The 14909-nt window shown below is 71.3% G+C and carries 11 protein-coding genes and 2 tRNA genes; 9 read left to right on the top strand and 4 right to left on the bottom strand.

What is annotated here, in order from left to right; all coding sequences use genetic code 11:
- Positions 1-23: 23 nt before the first annotated feature.
- From ABD784_RS03620 to ABD784_RS03600, 5 genes are all read left to right on the top strand, one after another.
- Entirely contained in the window at positions 24-1097 is a 1074-nt protein-coding gene (locus ABD784_RS03620) for a YlbL family protein (protein ID WP_344880053.1), read from the top strand.
- Positions 1098-1250: 153 nt separating this feature from the next.
- Entirely contained in the window at positions 1251-4283 is a 3033-nt protein-coding gene (locus ABD784_RS03615) for a UPF0182 family membrane protein (protein ID WP_425582913.1), read from the top strand.
- A gap of 53 nt (positions 4284-4336) precedes the next feature.
- A tRNA-Met gene (locus ABD784_RS03610) sits at positions 4337-4410 on the top strand.
- 169 nt (positions 4411-4579) lie between these two features.
- Positions 4580-5527, top strand: coding sequence for a cytochrome b/b6 domain-containing protein (locus ABD784_RS03605; RefSeq protein ID WP_425582912.1), 948 nt, complete (start codon positions 4580-4582; stop codon positions 5525-5527).
- A 110-nt stretch (positions 5528-5637) separates the two neighbouring features.
- Positions 5638-5711: transfer RNA gene (locus tag ABD784_RS03600), tRNA-Met, on the top strand.
- A 109-nt stretch (positions 5712-5820) separates the two neighbouring features.
- On the opposite strand, the gene ABD784_RS03595 is transcribed toward ABD784_RS03600, so the two are convergent.
- Positions 5821-6594, bottom strand: a complete 774-nt coding sequence (locus ABD784_RS03595; protein ID WP_344880050.1) for a PspA/IM30 family protein — start codon at positions 6592-6594, stop codon at positions 5821-5823.
- Between the two features lie 97 nt (positions 6595-6691).
- On the bottom strand, positions 6692-8908 hold the full coding sequence (locus ABD784_RS03590) for a TPM domain-containing protein (protein WP_344880047.1): 2217 nt from the start codon (positions 8906-8908) through the stop codon (positions 6692-6694).
- A gap of 312 nt (positions 8909-9220) precedes the next feature.
- Here ABD784_RS03590 and ABD784_RS03585 point away from each other — a divergent pair, with 312 nt between their 5' ends.
- The 4 genes from ABD784_RS03585 (at position 9221) to ABD784_RS03570 (ending at position 13457) form a co-directional block, all read left to right on the top strand.
- The gene (locus ABD784_RS03585; RefSeq protein ID WP_344880044.1) at positions 9221-10750 is read left to right on the top strand and encodes a trypsin-like peptidase domain-containing protein; all 1530 of its coding nucleotides are present in this window, start codon (positions 9221-9223) and stop codon (positions 10748-10750) included.
- Positions 10751-10914: 164 nt separating this feature from the next.
- Positions 10915-11724: an electron transfer flavoprotein subunit beta/FixA family protein gene (locus ABD784_RS03580; RefSeq protein ID WP_344880041.1), complete on the top strand. Its 810-nt coding sequence runs from the start codon at positions 10915-10917 to the stop codon at positions 11722-11724.
- 18 nt (positions 11725-11742) lie between these two features.
- Positions 11743-12696, top strand: coding sequence for an electron transfer flavoprotein subunit alpha/FixB family protein (locus tag ABD784_RS03575; protein ID WP_344880038.1), 954 nt, complete (start codon positions 11743-11745; stop codon positions 12694-12696).
- A complete protein-coding gene (locus ABD784_RS03570; protein WP_344880035.1) occupies positions 12693-13457 on the top strand; it encodes a PIG-L deacetylase family protein in 765 nt (254 codons plus the stop codon). Before ABD784_RS03575 ends, ABD784_RS03570 begins: the two co-directional genes overlap by 4 nt.
- 75 nt (positions 13458-13532) lie before the next feature.
- On the opposite strand, the gene ABD784_RS03565 is transcribed toward ABD784_RS03570, so the two are convergent.
- Positions 13533-14204 (bottom strand): anti-sigma factor, encoded by a 672-nt coding sequence (locus tag ABD784_RS03565; RefSeq protein ID WP_344880032.1) that lies wholly within the window; start codon positions 14202-14204, stop codon positions 13533-13535.
- Positions 14205-14402: 198 nt separating this feature from the next.
- Positions 14403-14876 carry a tRNA (cytidine(34)-2'-O)-methyltransferase gene (locus ABD784_RS03560; protein ID WP_344880029.1) on the bottom strand — a complete coding sequence of 158 codons (474 nt, stop codon included), beginning with the start codon at positions 14874-14876 and terminating at the stop codon, positions 14403-14405.
- Positions 14877-14909: the final 33 nt, after the last annotated feature.

Below are 14909 nucleotides of genomic sequence, written 5' to 3'. Positions count from 1 at the left end.
GACGGGCCACTAGGCTTGAGTCCATGGACTCAGGAGCCCCGACGCAGCGCGCCCGCCGAGCGCCCGGCCCGCAGCGGCGCGCCCGCACCCTGACAGCCGCGACGGCGATCGGGGTCGGGCTCTCGTTCGTGGCGATGATCCTCCCCGCGCCGTACGTCGTCGAGGCGCCTGGACCGGTGGTGAACACGGTCGGGGAGATGCAGGGCCGGCCCGTCCTCTCCATCGACGGTCACCCCTCGTATGCGAGCTCCGGGCAGCTGGACCTCACCACGGTCTACGTGCGCGGCGGCGCCGGGCGGCAGATCAGCTTCTTCGACACGCTCGTGGCATGGGGCAGCGAAGACCAGGACGTCTTCCCGGCGGAGAGCGTCTATCCGCGAGGCGTGACCGGGGAGCAGGTCTCGGAGCAGAACACGGCCGCGATGGACGACTCGCAGGAGACCGCCGTCGCGGCGGCCCTGACGGAGCTCGGCATCGAGTACCGATCGGAGATCGCCGTGGTCGACTTCGCGAGCGAGCTCAACAGCGACGTGCTCGAGGCCGGCGACGTCGTCGTGGCCGTCAACGGCGCCGAGGTGACCACCGCGCAGGACGTGCGCGACGCGCTGCAGGAAGCCGAGAGCTCCACCCTCCGTATTCTGCGCGGCGGCGATGAGCTGGACGTCGAGGTCGACAGCGAGGAGGTCGACGGGGCCCGCCGAGTGGGTATCTACCTGCGCACCGACTACGAGTTCCCGTTCGACGTCCGGTTCGGCCTCGACGACATCGGCGGCCCGAGCGCCGGCATGATGTTCGCCCTCGGGGTGATCGAGCTGCTGACGCCCGGCGAGCTCCCGGGGGACACGCACGTCGCCGGCACCGGCACCGTCACGGCCGGGGGAGAGGTGGGCCCGATCGGCGGCATCGCGCAGAAGGCCGTCGGCGCGCGCGAGGCCGGGGCGGAGGTGTTCCTGGCGCCGGCCGGCAACTGCGCCGACCTGGAGGGACGCGTCCCGGACGGCCTCGACGTCGTCCGGGTGGAGACGGTGGCGGACGCGTACGACGCCGTCGCGCACCTGGGCGGCGGAGGCGAGGCAGGCGACCTGCCGACCTGCTGAGCCGGCCCGCGGGTGCCGGCGCGGCACCGGGTATGACGACGGTCAGGATTTCTCCAGTGCGTGGTTCGCCACACAGGCTCTGTTCAGGCAGAATGGGCGGCAAACTATGCCTCGCCGGGCATGGTGACGAAAACCCGTTGACGTGAGGTTCTCATGACGTTTGGTACAGACTTCCCCTTCGGCGGACGCCCTCCGGGCTCCGGCGATTCCGACGCCGACGGCCCACCGCCGGGGGAGCCCCGCCGGAAGCGTTCGCCGCTCATGGCGACGCTGATCGTCCTCGCGGTGCTCGTCGTCGCCTTCGTCTTCTTCGCCAACACGTACGCCGAGGTCCTCTGGTTCAACCAGCTCGGCTACTCCGAGGTCTTCTGGACCCAGAAGCTCACGCAGATCGCGATCTTCGTGGTGGCCTTCCTGCTGATGGGCGTCGGCGTGTGGGCCAGCCTCCGGATCGCCTACAGGTCGCGGCCGATCTACGCGTCCGCTGCCGGGCAGAACGACATCCTCAGCCGCTACCAGTCCCAGCTCGAGCCGATGCGGCGACTGCTCATGGTCGGCGTGCCCGCCGTGCTCGCGGCCTTCTCCGGCGCGGCGGTGGCGAGCCAGTGGGACACCGTGCTGCTCTACCTGCACCAGCAGCCGTTCGGCGAGGTCGATCCCGAGTTCGGCATGGATCTCTCCTTCTTCCTCAACACGCTGCCCTTCCTCGGTCTCGTGCTCGGCTACCTCGTCTCGGTGGTGCTGATCGGCGGCATCGCCGGCATCCTGATGCACTACCTCTACGGCGGCATCCAGATCGAGGAGCGGGGCAGCGTCAAGGTCACCAAGGCCGCCCGCCTGCACATCGTCGTCGTTGTGGCGCTGTTCCTCCTCCTGCAGGCCGGCAACTACTGGCTCGACCGCTACTCGACGCTCCTCGCGCAGGACGGCCGCGTCGCCGGCGCCCTGTACACAGACGTGAACGCCGTCATCCCCACCAAGACCATCCTCGCCGTGGCCGCCGTGCTGGTCGCGGTACTGTTCATCGTCGGCGGGATCCTGGGCCGCTGGAAGCTGCCCATCGTGGGCACGGCCATGCTCGTCGTCACGGCGATCGTGGCCGGCGGCGTGTACCCGTTCGTGGTGCAGCAGTACCAGGTGGTCCCGTCCGAGAAGACCCGTGAGCGCGAGTACATCGCCAAGAACATCGAGATGACCCGCCAGGCGTACGGCATCGACGACGTCCAGGCGGACAACTACGATGCCACGACGGACACGGCGCAGAATGCGCTGGCCGCCGACTCGGCGACGACCACCAACATCCGCCTGCTGGACCCGAACCTCGTCTCCGATGCGTTCTCCCAGCTCCAGCAGTTCCGTCCCTACTACCAGTTCGCCGAGACGCTCGACGTCGACCGCTACGAGATCGACGGCGAGATGGAGGACACGGTCATCGCTGTCCGCGACGTCAACGTCGACACCGACGACTCCTGGGTCAACCAGCACATCACCTACACGCACGGCTACGGCGTGGTGGCCGCCTACGGCGCCCAGGTCGCCGCCGGCGGCCGTCCCGACTTCTCGCTCGGCGGTATTCCGACGACCGGCGAGCTGGCCAGCGAGGACGACTACGAGCCGCGCATCTACTTCGGCGAGTTCTCCCCGGAGTACTCGATCGTCGGCGGCCCGGAGGGCTGGGAGCCGCGCGAGCTGGACCGCCCGCAGGACGAGTCCGGCGAGGGCGACGCCAACACCACCTTCTCCGGGGACGGCGGGCCGAACGTCGGCAACCCCCTGAACCGGCTGGTCTATGCACTGAAGTTCGGGTCGACCGACCTGCTGCTCTCCAGCGACGTCAACGCCGAGTCGCAGATCCTCTACGACCGGAACCCGAAGGAGCGCGTCGAGAAGGTCGCCCCGTACCTGACCGTCGACTCCAACTCCTACCCGGCGATCGTCGACGGGCGGGTCAAGTGGATCGTCGACGCCTACACGACGAGCGACAACTTCCCCTACTCGCAGGCGCAGCGCCTCGAGTCGGCGGTGACCGACTCCCTGTCCGACGGCGAGCGGGCCGTCACGGCCTCCGGCCAGGTCAACTACATCCGCAACTCGGTGAAGGCCACGGTGGACGCCTACGACGGCTCCGTCGACCTCTTCGCCTGGGATCCGGAGGAGCCGCTGCTGAAGGCCTGGCAGTCCGTGTTCCCGACGTCGATCAAGCCGTACTCGGAGATGTCGGCCGACCTGATGGCCCACGTCCGCTACCCGGAAGACATGTTCAAGATCCAGCGCGAGGTGCTCGGCAAGTACCACGTCACCGATCCCGACAACTTCTACGAGTCGAACGACGCGTGGCAGGTCCCCAGCGATCCGACCTCCGACGAGCAGGTCAAGCAGCCGCCGTACTACCTGTCGATGAAGATGCCCAAGCAGGAGGAGGAGACGTTCTCGCTCACCTCGACCTTCATCCCGCAGGGGAACCAGTCCGGCAATCAGCGCAACGTCCTGTACGGCTTCCTCGCCGCCGACTCCGATGCCGGCGGCGAGGCCGGGAAGAAGGCCGAGGGCTATGGAACGCTCCGGCTGCTGGAGCTGCCCCGCAGCACCGTCATCCCCGGCCCGGGGCAGGCGCAGCAGAACTTCGACTCCAACACGGCGGTCTCCCAGGAGCTCAACCTGCTCCGGCAGGGAGCCTCCACTGTCATCAACGGCAACCTGCTGACCCTTCCGGTCGGCGGCGGCATCCTGCACGTGCAGCCCGTCTACGTGCAGTCGACCGGGCAGACGGCCTACCCCACCCTGCGGAAGGTCCTCGTCTCGTTCGGCGACAAGGTCGGCTTCGCAGACACCCTGTCCGGTGCGCTGGACCAGCTCTTCGACGGTGCCTCGGGCGCCGAGACGAGCGAGGGCGAGGGCGGCGGCACAGGCGAGGAGGCCCCCGGCGAGGATCCGGCGGCGGCGAGTGCCGAGCAGCGGCTGAAGGATGCGCTGGCGGCGGCCAACTCGGCCATCCAGGCCGGCCAGGCGGCGCTGGCCGAGGGCGACTTCGCAGAGTACGGCGAGCAGCAGAAGATCCTCCAGGACGCCCTGCAGGCGGCGATGGATGCCGACGCCGAACTGACCGGCGAACCGGTGGTCCCGGAGGACGAGGAGGCCCCGGCCTCGGAGTCGCCGGCGCCGGAGGGCGAGGGCGGGAACGGCTAGCAGCCGGCCGATTTGCCTTCTCCGCCCCGCGGTGCAAGAATTGAGTCTTGCGGCGCGGGGTGGAGCAGTTCGGTAGCTCGCCGGGCTCATAACCCGGAGGTCAGAGGTTCAAATCCTCTCCCCGCAACTGAAAACCGGCCCTGACAGGGAAACCTGTCGGGGCCGGTTCTTTTGTGCGCCCTCGTGTCGTCATGATTCGTGTTGTGCCGTCATGGTGCGTGACGTGCCAACTGCAGCGGTCTGCCGCGGCGGCCGGCCTAGTAGTCTGAATCCGAGATTCGTCGAAAGGACTGCCAGTGAACGCGCCAACCTCGACCACGTCGCGTGACGCCCGTGGGCCGGAGCAGCCCCCTGCCTGGAGGAAGCTCGGAGCGTACGTGGGCGGCGCCGTCGTGCTCTTCGCCCTCGCCGTGCTCGCGGCGAGGTGGCTCGTGGGCCTCGACGGCGTCCAGGAGTTCCTCCAGCGCTACCCCGGGCACACGCCGCTCCCGGAGGCCACGCCCGTGGGACTGCCGGCCTGGCTGGGTTGGCAGCACTTCCTCAACGCCTTCTTCCTGGTCCTGATCATCCGCAGCGGATGGCTCGTCCGGACGCAGCAGCGACCCCCGGCGCATTGGACGCGCAACAACAAGGGGCTGATCAAGACGAAGAACCCGCCGAAGCGGATCAGCATCAACCTCTGGCTCCATCTGACGCTCGATGCCCTGTGGGTGCTCAACGGGCTGGTCTTCCTGGTGCTCATCTTCGCCACGGGCCACTGGGCCCGGATCGTGCCGACCAGCTGGGAGATCTTCCCCAATGCGGTCTCGGCCGGCCTGCAGTACCTCTCGCTCAACTGGCCGCTGGAGAACGGCTGGGTCAACTACAACTCGCTGCAGGTCCTCGCGTACTTCGTGACCGTGTTCATCGCTGCTCCGCTGGCGATCGCCACCGGTCTGCGGATGTCGGAGGCCTGGCCGAAGAGGGCCGCCGTCAACCGGTTCTACCCGATCGAGGCCGCCCGCGCGGTGCACTTCCCGACCATGGTGTACTTCGTGGGCTTCATCGTCGTCCATGTGGCGCTCGTCCTGGCCACGGGGGCACGGCGGAACCTCAGCCATATGTTCGCCGCCCAGGAGGACGCGGGCTGGCTCGGCTTCTGGATCTTCCTGGTATCGGTCGCAGTCATGGCCGCCGGCTGGTTCCTGGCCCGGCCGGCGCTCCTGGCGCCGCTCGCCAACCTGATGGGCCGCGTCAGCCGCTGACCGCGGGCCTCCGGAGGGCTCGGGGGCGCGGCCGCGACACCCCGAGGACACCCGCGGTTCGCCCCCGATTTGGACATCGGTCATCGAGCGTGTAGAGTCTTATATCGCGCCGCGGGGTGGAGCAGTTCGGTAGCTCGCCGGGCTCATAACCCGGAGGTCAGAGGTTCAAATCCTCTCCCCGCAACGAGAAGTAGGCCCTGACTTGGGAAACCAAGTCAGGGCTTACTGCTTTAACGTGCGGGCCCCGGCGCGGAGACGCGCCGGGGCCGATGCGGTCCGGGCGGCCTGGGCCGTCAGGCGCCGTGGTACGTATTGGCCTCGGTCTCGCCGCTGGCCTGGCCGAGCTCCGCGGGGGAACGGCCCTGCTTCAGCGCGGCGAGCCGGGCCTCGACCTCGAGCTGCTCGCCCAGGTCGTCCAGCTGCTCGAACTGCGAGTCCAGGCTCGACGCCGCCAGCTCGTTCGCCCCGATGACCTTCGCCTCCTCGCGCCGGATCTTCTCCTCGAAGCGCGAGAGCTCCGAGGTCGGATCCATGAGATTCACGCTCTTGAGCGCGTCGTGGACCTGGTTCTGCGCCGAGGCCGCCTTGGACCGGGCCACGAGCTCGTCCCGCTTGGCGACCAGCTGCTGGCGCTTCGACTTCATCTGCTCCAGGCCGGACTTGAGCTTCTCCACCACCTGCTCCTGCGACGCGATCGTCGGCTCGACGGACTTGGCCTCGCCCTCCGCCTGGAGCTGCCGCTGGATGGCCACCTTGGCGAGGTTGTCCCACTTGGCCGCGTCGGCCTCCTGGCCGGCCGTCCGGTGCTGCTCGGCCCGCGACGACGCCGCCACGGCCTTGCTGCCCCAGTCCTCTGCGGTGCGGAGATCCTCGTCGCGGTCCTGCTGCATGAGCCGGAGGTTCCCGATCGTCTGCGCGATGGCGGACTCCGCCTCGGCGATGTTGTCCGTGTAGTCGCGCAGCATCTGGTCCAGCATGGTCTGCGGATCCTCGGCCTGATCGATCAGCGCGTTGATGTTCGCCTTGGCCAGCTGGGCGATCCGGCCGAATATCGACTGCTTCTGCATGGTGTTCCCTTTCGTTGATTGATGTCTGAGTAGGTCTGTACGGGTCGGTGCTGTTCAATGCGCAGCGTCGGGCGGGCCGAGCGGGCGGTATCGGTGGTTAGAACGAGCCGCCACCCCCGCCGCCGAAGCCTCCGCCTCCGCCGCCGAAGCCGCCTCCGCCCCCGCCGAAGCCGCCTCCGCCTCCGGAGAAGCCGCCGAAGCCGCCTCCGCCCCACATGCCGCCACGGTCGTGACCGTCGTGCATCATGTCGGACAGGATGCCGCCCAGGAGCACTCCACCGAGCATGCCCATCCCGTCACCGCCGCGGCGGTAGCCGCCCCGGCCCATCGGGCCGCGGCCGAACGGGTCGAAGCCGGCGACGTCCTGCTGGGCCGTCTCGGAGGCCTGCTCCGCCAGACTCAGAGCCCGGTTGGCGTGGTTGAGGGCTGTCGCGGGATCGGCCCCGCGCAGGCGGATGGCCTCATCGAGGTGCCGCTCCGCCTCCGCCAGGCGGGTCCGGGCTGCCGCACCGACGCCGCCGCGCCGGACTCCGACGAATTCCGAGGCGCTGCGCAACCGCAGCTGCGCCGAGTAGATCGCGGACTGGACCTGCTCCGCCGCTCGCGCCTGCTGGTCCTGCTGGGACCGCAGCCCCGCGAGGGGAGCATCGAGTTCGGCGTGGGCCGCCTCGAGCCGGCGGAGCAGCGCCACGGGATCGTGGGCTCCGTCCTGGATCTCCGTCCGCACCCGCTGGAGCTCGTGCTCGACGGCGGCCGTCGCCGCTGCGAGTTCGGGTGCCTGCCGCGTCTGGGCGAGCGAACGGACCTGGGCGAGGTCCCGCTCGGTCGTTCCGACGGCCTCGCGGAGTGCAGCGGTAGCCTTGTCGAGCTCCGGCTCGGCGGCCTCGACGGCGTCGAGCAGCTCGCCCGCCTGCCCGATGGCCTCCTCGGCGGCATGGAGCCGCAGGGCCGCAGCGCCGGCGCCGCTCGAGGCGATCTCGCGCTCGGCCTCGGCGAGCTGCTCCAGGGCGAAGTCCAGGCGGCCTGCCGCCTGCTCGTCATTGTCGGCGACGTGGGCCAGGGCCTCGTCGCTGAAGCGCCGGGAGAGCCGTTCGAAGACGGCCGCCGCCGCGCCGATCCGGCCTCTCGTGCGCTGCTCGTCGACCCGCAGCCGGAGGAGCTCCTCGGGCGCGCGCCGCTCCAGCTGCCGCAGCTCCTCGAACTCCGTGCGGTGCGACTCGAGGGTCGCATCCACCGTCATGCACAGGCGCTGGATCTCTCGCAGCCATGCGGACTGCTCCTCCGGGGTGTCCGGCACGTGGTCGTCCAACTTCTGCTGCAGCTCGAAGGCTCGGGTGACCTGCTGCTTGGCCGTCATCAGATCCGCCTGGAACGTCTCGACGGCGGCGTCGCCGTACTGGGCCCGGGCGAACTCGACGTCCTGGCGGCTCGACCGCACGGCGTCGTCGGCGGCGACGAGCAGGCTCCCGGCGTTCTGGCGCTGCTGCTCGATCTCCTCCGCGGAGAGCACGGTCTCCTGAGGCGGGGCGGCCGAGCCGGCGCCGTCGTTGAGTCCACCGTCCCGCCCGTCGGAGCGACGCTTGCGCCGTTGGACGAACCAGACGCCGCCGGCGACGGCGGCGCCGACCGGCAGCAGCCAGAGGAGCCCAGCGCCCCCGCCGTCGCCCTGGGAGCCGCCTTCGCCGAGATCTGCCTCGAGGACGCCTGCGGCGGCGGCCCGGAGGGCGCCGGAGTCGAGGCTTCCGCTGCTGAGCTCGGGGACGATCCGCTCCTCCCAGATCCGCTGGGTGTCATCGGCGAGCCCGGAGGACTGGTGCGCCACGAATCTGCCGTAGCGGAGCTCCGGGTCGACTGCGAGGACGGCGTCGCGCTGCCCCAGGCCGGACGTGTACTCCTCCAGCGCCGCGTCGAACTCCTCGGTCGAGCCCAGTCCGGAGGTGAAGCGCACGTGGAGGTCGATGCCCGCCTGCTCGGAGACCTCCGCGATGGCCGACTCCACGGCCCTGGCGTCGCCCGCCGAGAGCAGTCCCGAGGCATCCTCGAGGCCGGAGGCCCCGGCGGATGCCACCGCGACGCTCGGCGGGAGTTGTGCCACGGGGAGGCCCGCCCGGAGTGCCAGGGGCGAGGCGGAGGCCGCTGGCGCGACCGTGACGGCCAGCGCCAGGCCGGCTCCGAGGGCTGCGACGCGGACGGTCCTGAGGACTCGTCCCGCCCGGCGGTCCCGGCCGGTGTGCGGGCGGGCAGTACGGCTCGCCGCGGGTGCAGGCGGGTCGAACCGGTCGCGGGCGGGCGGGAGGTGAGCGGACTGCAGCATTCGATGCCCTTCGTGGCGGGCCTCGCCGCGCACCGCATCGGTGTGCGGCGACGACGGTGGCCCATGCCGTGGATCACGTGTGGCTTAGGGCGATTCTATGGCCTCCCGGCGGGTGTGTCTGCCACTCCTCCGCGGGGTGGCGCCGGAGCCGCCGGCCGGGCGCGCGGGCGGGGGCAAGCGACCCCTTCCGCGGGGGAGGCGGCCGTTCGCGTGGAGCGAAGACTCAGGAAACGCATAGCGATGGCGGGCACGGAACACAGGGCGGCCGGGCATAGTTGAGTCCGAAAGTACCGACGAAAGGACGACAAGGCCATGAGTGACCGCCACGGCACGGATCCGCAGGACGAGCGCCCCGGGCACGAGGGGGCCGGTCTGCCCCCTCGCCCGGAGACGCCTCCGCAGGCGCCCGGGCCGGAGCACCGGGAGCAGCCGACCGCGCCGTTGTTCGGCACGGGCCACGGCGACTCGACCGCGAACGGCCGCCCGGGCGGACCCGGCCCGCGGCCCGACGGGCACGACGACACCCCGTACGCCCGGACCCAGGAGGGCGAATCCCAGGGCGGCGAAGCCCCGTACGGTGGCTCTCCGTACGGCGTCTACGGCCGACCGGACGACTCCGAGCCGGCGTACTACGGGATGGCGCCGGCCGGCCCAACCCGCCGGAAGCGCCGTTTCGGCGCCGGCGTGCTCGTGGGCGGGATGGTCCTCGCCGCGCTCGTCGGCGGCGGCGCGGCCGTCGGCGCGGACTACCTGCTCGACGACGGAGCGGGGGCGGTCTCCACGGCCGGGTCACAGGACTCCGTGGTCATCAACAACCCCGAGAACGTGACGGCCGTGACCGCCGCCGCCGCGAAGGCCGCGCCCAGCGTGGTGACCATCGAGGCCGCCTCGAACGAGGGCGGCGGTTCCGGCTCCGGGATCGTCCTGGACCACGAGGGCCACATCCTCACCAATACCCACGTGGTGACCATGGGGGGCGCGACGGCGGAGCCGGTCCTGACGGTCCAGACGGCCGACGGCCGGGTCCTGCCGGCGGAGATCGTCGGCATGGACCCGATGTCGGACCTCGCGGTGATCAAGATCGAGGCCGACAACCTCGTCCCGGCGGAGCTCGGCTCCTCCGGCGAGCTGAATGTCGGCGACGCCGCGATCGCCATCGGCGCCCCCCTCGGCCTGAGCGGGACGGTCACCGACGGCATCGTCTCCAAGCTGAACCGCACCATCAGCGTCCAGTCCTCCGCCGTGCCCGAGGCCCCTACCGAGGGGGAGGGGCGGCCCGAGGAGCAGTTCAAGTTCCCCGGCCAAGAGCAGTCCAGCGGAGCCGGGTCCATCTACATCAACGTCATCCAGACCGACGCGGCCATCAACCACGGCAACTCGGGCGGTGCGCTGGTCGACGTCAACGGCGAGATGATCGGCATCAACGTCGCCATCGCCTCCGGCTCGGAGGGCGAGCAGGGCGGCAACATCGGCGTCGGGTTCGCGATCCCGATCGACTACGCCAAGCGGATCGCCAACGATCTCATCGAGCACGGCACGGCCACCCACGGCCTGCTGGGTGTGAGCGTGCAGCCGCAGGCCGCGCTCAGCGGCGAGCGGCCGACGTCGTTCTCGACGGGCGCGGTCGTGCGCGAGGTCGTGCCGGACTCGCCGGCCGCGGAGGCCGGGCTCGAGGTCGGCGACGTCATCACCGGTGTCGACGACCGGCGGGTCGACGACAGCCTCTCGCTGACCGCCGTGATCCGCGAGTACGCGGCCGGCAGCAAGGCCGAGGTCAAGTTCCTGCGCGACGGCCAGGAGCAGACCGCGGAGGTCACGGTGGGCGAGTCCACGGGCTCCTGACCGGAGCGGTCGGCGGCGGCGCGGTCCGCGGGCATGTCGAGGCCCGCGGACCGCGCCGAAACCGGTTAACAGACATTAACCCATTGCCCCGTCGGCGGGATAGCATGGGGGCGAACCCGGCGGATCCGTGATTCCGCGGGCGACCAACCGACCGAAAGGCAGACATGAGCGACGCATCGCCGCTGAACGTCCTAGTGCTGGTGAAGTACGTCCCGGACGCGCAGTTCGACCGGCGCCTAGACCCGGGCACGCACCGGGTGGAGCGCAACGACAGCATCCTCTCCGAACTCGACGAGTACGCGGTCGAGGCGGCACTGCAGCTGATCGAGGCCCACGGCGGAGCCAAGGCCGGGCACCAGGTCACGGTCCTCACCATGGGACCCGACGGTGCCGGCAGCGCCATCAAGAAGACCCTGCAGATGGGGGCCACCGAGGGCGTCCACCTGTGCGACGACGCCCTCGCCGGATCCGACGCTGCCGGGACGTCCCTCGCCCTCGCCGCCGCCGTCCGCCACCTCGGCGGGTTCGATCTGATCATCACCGGGATGGCCTCCACCGACGCCGAGACCTCGCTGGTCCCGTCGCAACTCGCCGAGCGTCTCGGCCTGCCGCAGCTGACGCTGGTCTCCGAGGTCGCCGTCGACGGCGGCGAGGTGACCGCCCGCCGCGACGGCGACACCCGCACGCAGCGCCTGCGCGCCCCGCTTCCGGCGCTCGTGTCCGTGACGGACCAGTTCGACGAGCCGCGGTACCCGAACTTCAAGGGCATCATCGGGGCGAAGAAGAAGAAGACGCGCACGCTGGCGCTGACCGATCTGGGGCTCAGCGCCGAGGAGGTCGGCGCGGCCGGCGCCTGGACCGAGGTCGTCTCCAGCGCGGCCCGACCGCCGCGCTCCGCCGGCACCGTCATCACCGATCAGGGGGACGCGGGCGTCAAGCTGGCCGACTTCCTGGCCGACCAGAAGCTGCTCTAGGACACCGAGGGAGACAACATGAGCACCACACTCGTCTATCTGGATTCGCCCTCGCTGGCACAGGGCGCCGAGCCGGGCAAGGCCGACCGCGAGCTGCTGGCCATCGCCGCATCGCACGGCGAGGTCGTCGTCGCGGTCCCGGCCGAACTGCCCGAGCCGGCCGTGACCGCGCTCGGAGCGTACGGGGCGACCGCCGTCGTCGTGCCCGATGCGCCGCTCGAGGAACTGCTCGTGGCACCGCAGGCGGCCTTCGTCGTCGCCGCCGCGCAGGATGCCGGCGCCGATCTGGTCCTGCTGCCCAACACGGGTGAGGGGCGCGAGATCGCCGCCCGCGCGGGGATCCGGCTGAGCGCAGGCGTCGTCACCGATGTGGTGGCCGTCGGGCCCGGCAAGACCTTCACCAAGTCGGTCCTCGCCGGCGCGTACACGTCCGAGTCGCGGGCGACCACCGGGATCGCGGTCGCGACCGTCAAGGCCAACAGCGTCGAGCCGGCGGCCAAGGGCGCGGGCCATGCCACGCAGCGCACCGTCCCCGTCCCGCAGGCCGGGCCGGCGGCGCGCATCGAGTCGACCGAGGAGAAGCCCGCCTCGGGCCGGCCCGCGCTCGAGGACGCCCGGGTCGTCGTGGCTGGCGGCCGGGGCGTCGAGGGGGACTTCGCCGCCGTCGAGCAGCTCGCCGACGTCCTCGGCGCCGCCGTGGCGGCCTCGCGCGCCGCCACCGACGCCGGCTGGATCGAGCACGGCTACCAGGTCGGGCAGACGGGCAAGACCGTCTCCCCCCAGCTGTACATCGCCGCGGGCATCTCCGGGGCGGTCCAGCACAAGGCCGGCATGCAGACCGCCCAGACCATCGTGGCCATCAACTCCGACCCCGACGCGCCGATCTTCGAGATCGCCGACTTCGGCATCGTCGGCGACCTGGGCGACGTCCTGCCGCAGGCGGCTGCGGAGATCCAGCGGCGCCGGGCGTGAGCGCGGGGGCGGTGTTCGACCCGGAGCGCGAGCGGGTCGAACGCGTGCTCGCCTTCGCGGCGCATCCCGACGACCTCGACTTCGGGGCGGCCGGGACCGTGGCGTCCTGGACGGCCGCCGGAGTGGACGTGCAGTACTGCCTGATGACCGACGGCGACGCCGGCGGCTTCGACCCCGCCCAGCGCGACCGGATCGTCGAGCTGCGCCGCGAGGAGCAGCTCGACGCCGCCCGGCGCGTCGGCGTCGAGCGCGTCCACTTCCTCGGGCACCGGGACGGGTTCCTGCAGCCGGACCACACGGTCATGGAGCAGGTGGTCGCCCTCATCCGCCGGCTGCGGCCCGATGTGGTGCTCGCCATGCACCCGGAGCGGGACTGGACCCGGCTGCAGCGGTCCCATCCGGACCATCTCGCCTGCGGCGAGGCGGTGACGCGGGCGGTCTACCCGGCCGTGGAGAACCCGTTCGCGTACCCGGACCTGCAGGCCCGGGGCCTCGAGGCGTTCAAGCTGCGCTGGCTGTGGCTCTACGCCGGGCCGGCGGAGCGGGAGAACCACCGGGTGGACATCACCGCCCACGTGGACACCAAGCTGGAGGCCCTGCGGCAGCACCTGAGCCAGCACCCCGATCTCGGGCGGATGGAGGACTACGTGCGGCGGCAGCTCGCGGAGAAGGCGGCCGACGGAGGCCTCCCGGAGGGACGCTTCGCGGAGGCGTTCCATGTGGTCGCCGTCAACGCGGAGGACACGATCGCCGGCTTCTGAGCCCGCCGTGGCGGACCCGGAAGCCGGCGATCGGCGTGTCCGAGGGGGTGGTGTCCGCCCCGTGGCGGCGAGTGGCTACTCGACCGGCGGCACCTCGATGGAGACCAGCGGCTCGCTGGTCGGCTGCTCCGCCCCGCCGACCTGCTCCAACGTGATGTTGACCGTGGCGACGTCCTTCAGGCCCGTGAAGCCGACGGCGCCGCTGCCTGATCCGGGCTCGAACTGGTCCAGCGGGCTGTGCGTCCCGGTCTGGCCCTCGACGACCCAGGCCTGGTAGGCCATGCCGCCCTCCGGGGCGGGCAGGTCGGCGATCTCGACGAAACCGGCGTTCTCGTCGGGGGAGACGACGACGCTGGCCGAGCCGCCGCCGTCGTGCTCGACGCTCACGGGAGGCCGCGCGTCCGAGGCGCCGCGTACATCGGCGACGATGTCGCGCGGGGAGAGCGTCAGGAAGGCGGCGATCACGCCCGCGATCACCACTGCGACGGCGACGACCAGCAGCGTCCGCTTCGTCGCCCGGCCGTCGCGGCGGGGCGAGCGCGATGTGGCGACCTCGTCGACGAGGGAGAGACCCAGATCATGGTCCGAAGGGGAGGCCGACGGGTCCCCGAAGGCGTCGTCGACGTCCGCGGCCTGCCGCTCGGGAGCGTGGGCTCGAGTGTCGGGCGCCGGGGTGTCCCGAGCCAGCCGGTCCTGTCCTGCGGACCTGCGGCCCTCCATCCGCCGTGCCTCGGAGCGTTCGCCCATGATCTCCATCCGTTCCGTTCCACCCGATCCGCATCGGGGCCGACTCGTTATCGACCCGTTACATTACACGCTACCCCGGGCAGTTGTGCGAACCGTAGGAGCGGACGGGGTGCGGCGTGGCCGGTCGGCCCGATGCCGCGGGCGGGGCGGGGAACGGCGCCGAGGACCCGGGCGTCGACTCCGACCGGGTGGGCAGGCTCACGCGCGCGGGCCGGCCCCGGCGAAGCCCTGCTGCCGCCACGCCTCGAAGACCGCGACCGAGGCAGTGTTGGCCAGGTTCATGGAGCGTCGCGAGGGGAGCATCGGCAGCTTCACGAGGTCGGAGATGCGCGAGTCCCGCTTGACGTCCTCGGGCAGGCCGACGGACTCCGGGCCGAACATCAGCACGTCGCCCGGGGCGTACTCGAGGTCGGAGTAGACGGTCCGGCCCTCGGCGGTGAAGGCGAACACGCGCGCCGGCAGCAGGGCCTCGTACGCCGCCTCGAGGGACGGGTGCACGGTCACGCGTGCCAGGTCGTGGTAGTCCAGGCCGGCCCGGCGGAGCTTGGCGTCCTCGAAGTCGAAGCCCAGCGGCTCCACCAGGTGGAGCTCGGCACCCGTGACGGCGGCGAGGCGGATGGCGTTCCCGGTGTTGCCCGGGATCTCGGGCGTGTAGAACAGGATTTTGAACACCGGGACATCCTAGCCCCGGGCCGGCCCGGGGAC

Source organism: Zhihengliuella alba, assembly GCF_039538765.1.
GTDB classification, from domain to species: domain Bacteria; phylum Actinomycetota; class Actinomycetes; order Actinomycetales; family Micrococcaceae; genus Zhihengliuella; species Zhihengliuella alba.
Note: the sequence above shows the minus strand (reverse complement) of the source record. Positions and strands in the feature narration are given on the sequence as shown.

What these genes read in the sequence shown, in the direction of transcription:
- ABD784_RS03580 (WP_344880041.1), top strand. Translation starts at nt 10,915, where the DNA reads ATGAGCGACGCATCGCCGCTGAACGTCCTAGTGCTGGTGAAGTACGTC.
- ABD784_RS03620 (WP_344880053.1), top strand. Translation starts at nt 24, where the DNA reads ATGGACTCAGGAGCCCCGACGCAGCGCGCCCGCCGAGCGCCCGGCCCG.
- ABD784_RS03590 (WP_344880047.1), bottom strand. Translation starts at nt 8,908, where the DNA reads ATGCTGCAGTCCGCTCACCTCCCGCCCGCCCGCGACCGGTTCGACCCG.
- ABD784_RS03585 (WP_344880044.1), top strand. Translation starts at nt 9,221, where the DNA reads ATGAGTGACCGCCACGGCACGGATCCGCAGGACGAGCGCCCCGGGCAC.
- ABD784_RS03575 (WP_344880038.1), top strand. Translation starts at nt 11,743, where the DNA reads ATGAGCACCACACTCGTCTATCTGGATTCGCCCTCGCTGGCACAGGGC.
- ABD784_RS03615 (WP_425582913.1), top strand. Translation starts at nt 1,251, where the DNA reads ATGACGTTTGGTACAGACTTCCCCTTCGGCGGACGCCCTCCGGGCTCC.
- ABD784_RS03565 (WP_344880032.1), bottom strand. Translation starts at nt 14,204, where the DNA reads ATGGGCGAACGCTCCGAGGCACGGCGGATGGAGGGCCGCAGGTCCGCA.
- ABD784_RS03595 (WP_344880050.1), bottom strand. Translation starts at nt 6,594, where the DNA reads ATGCAGAAGCAGTCGATATTCGGCCGGATCGCCCAGCTGGCCAAGGCG.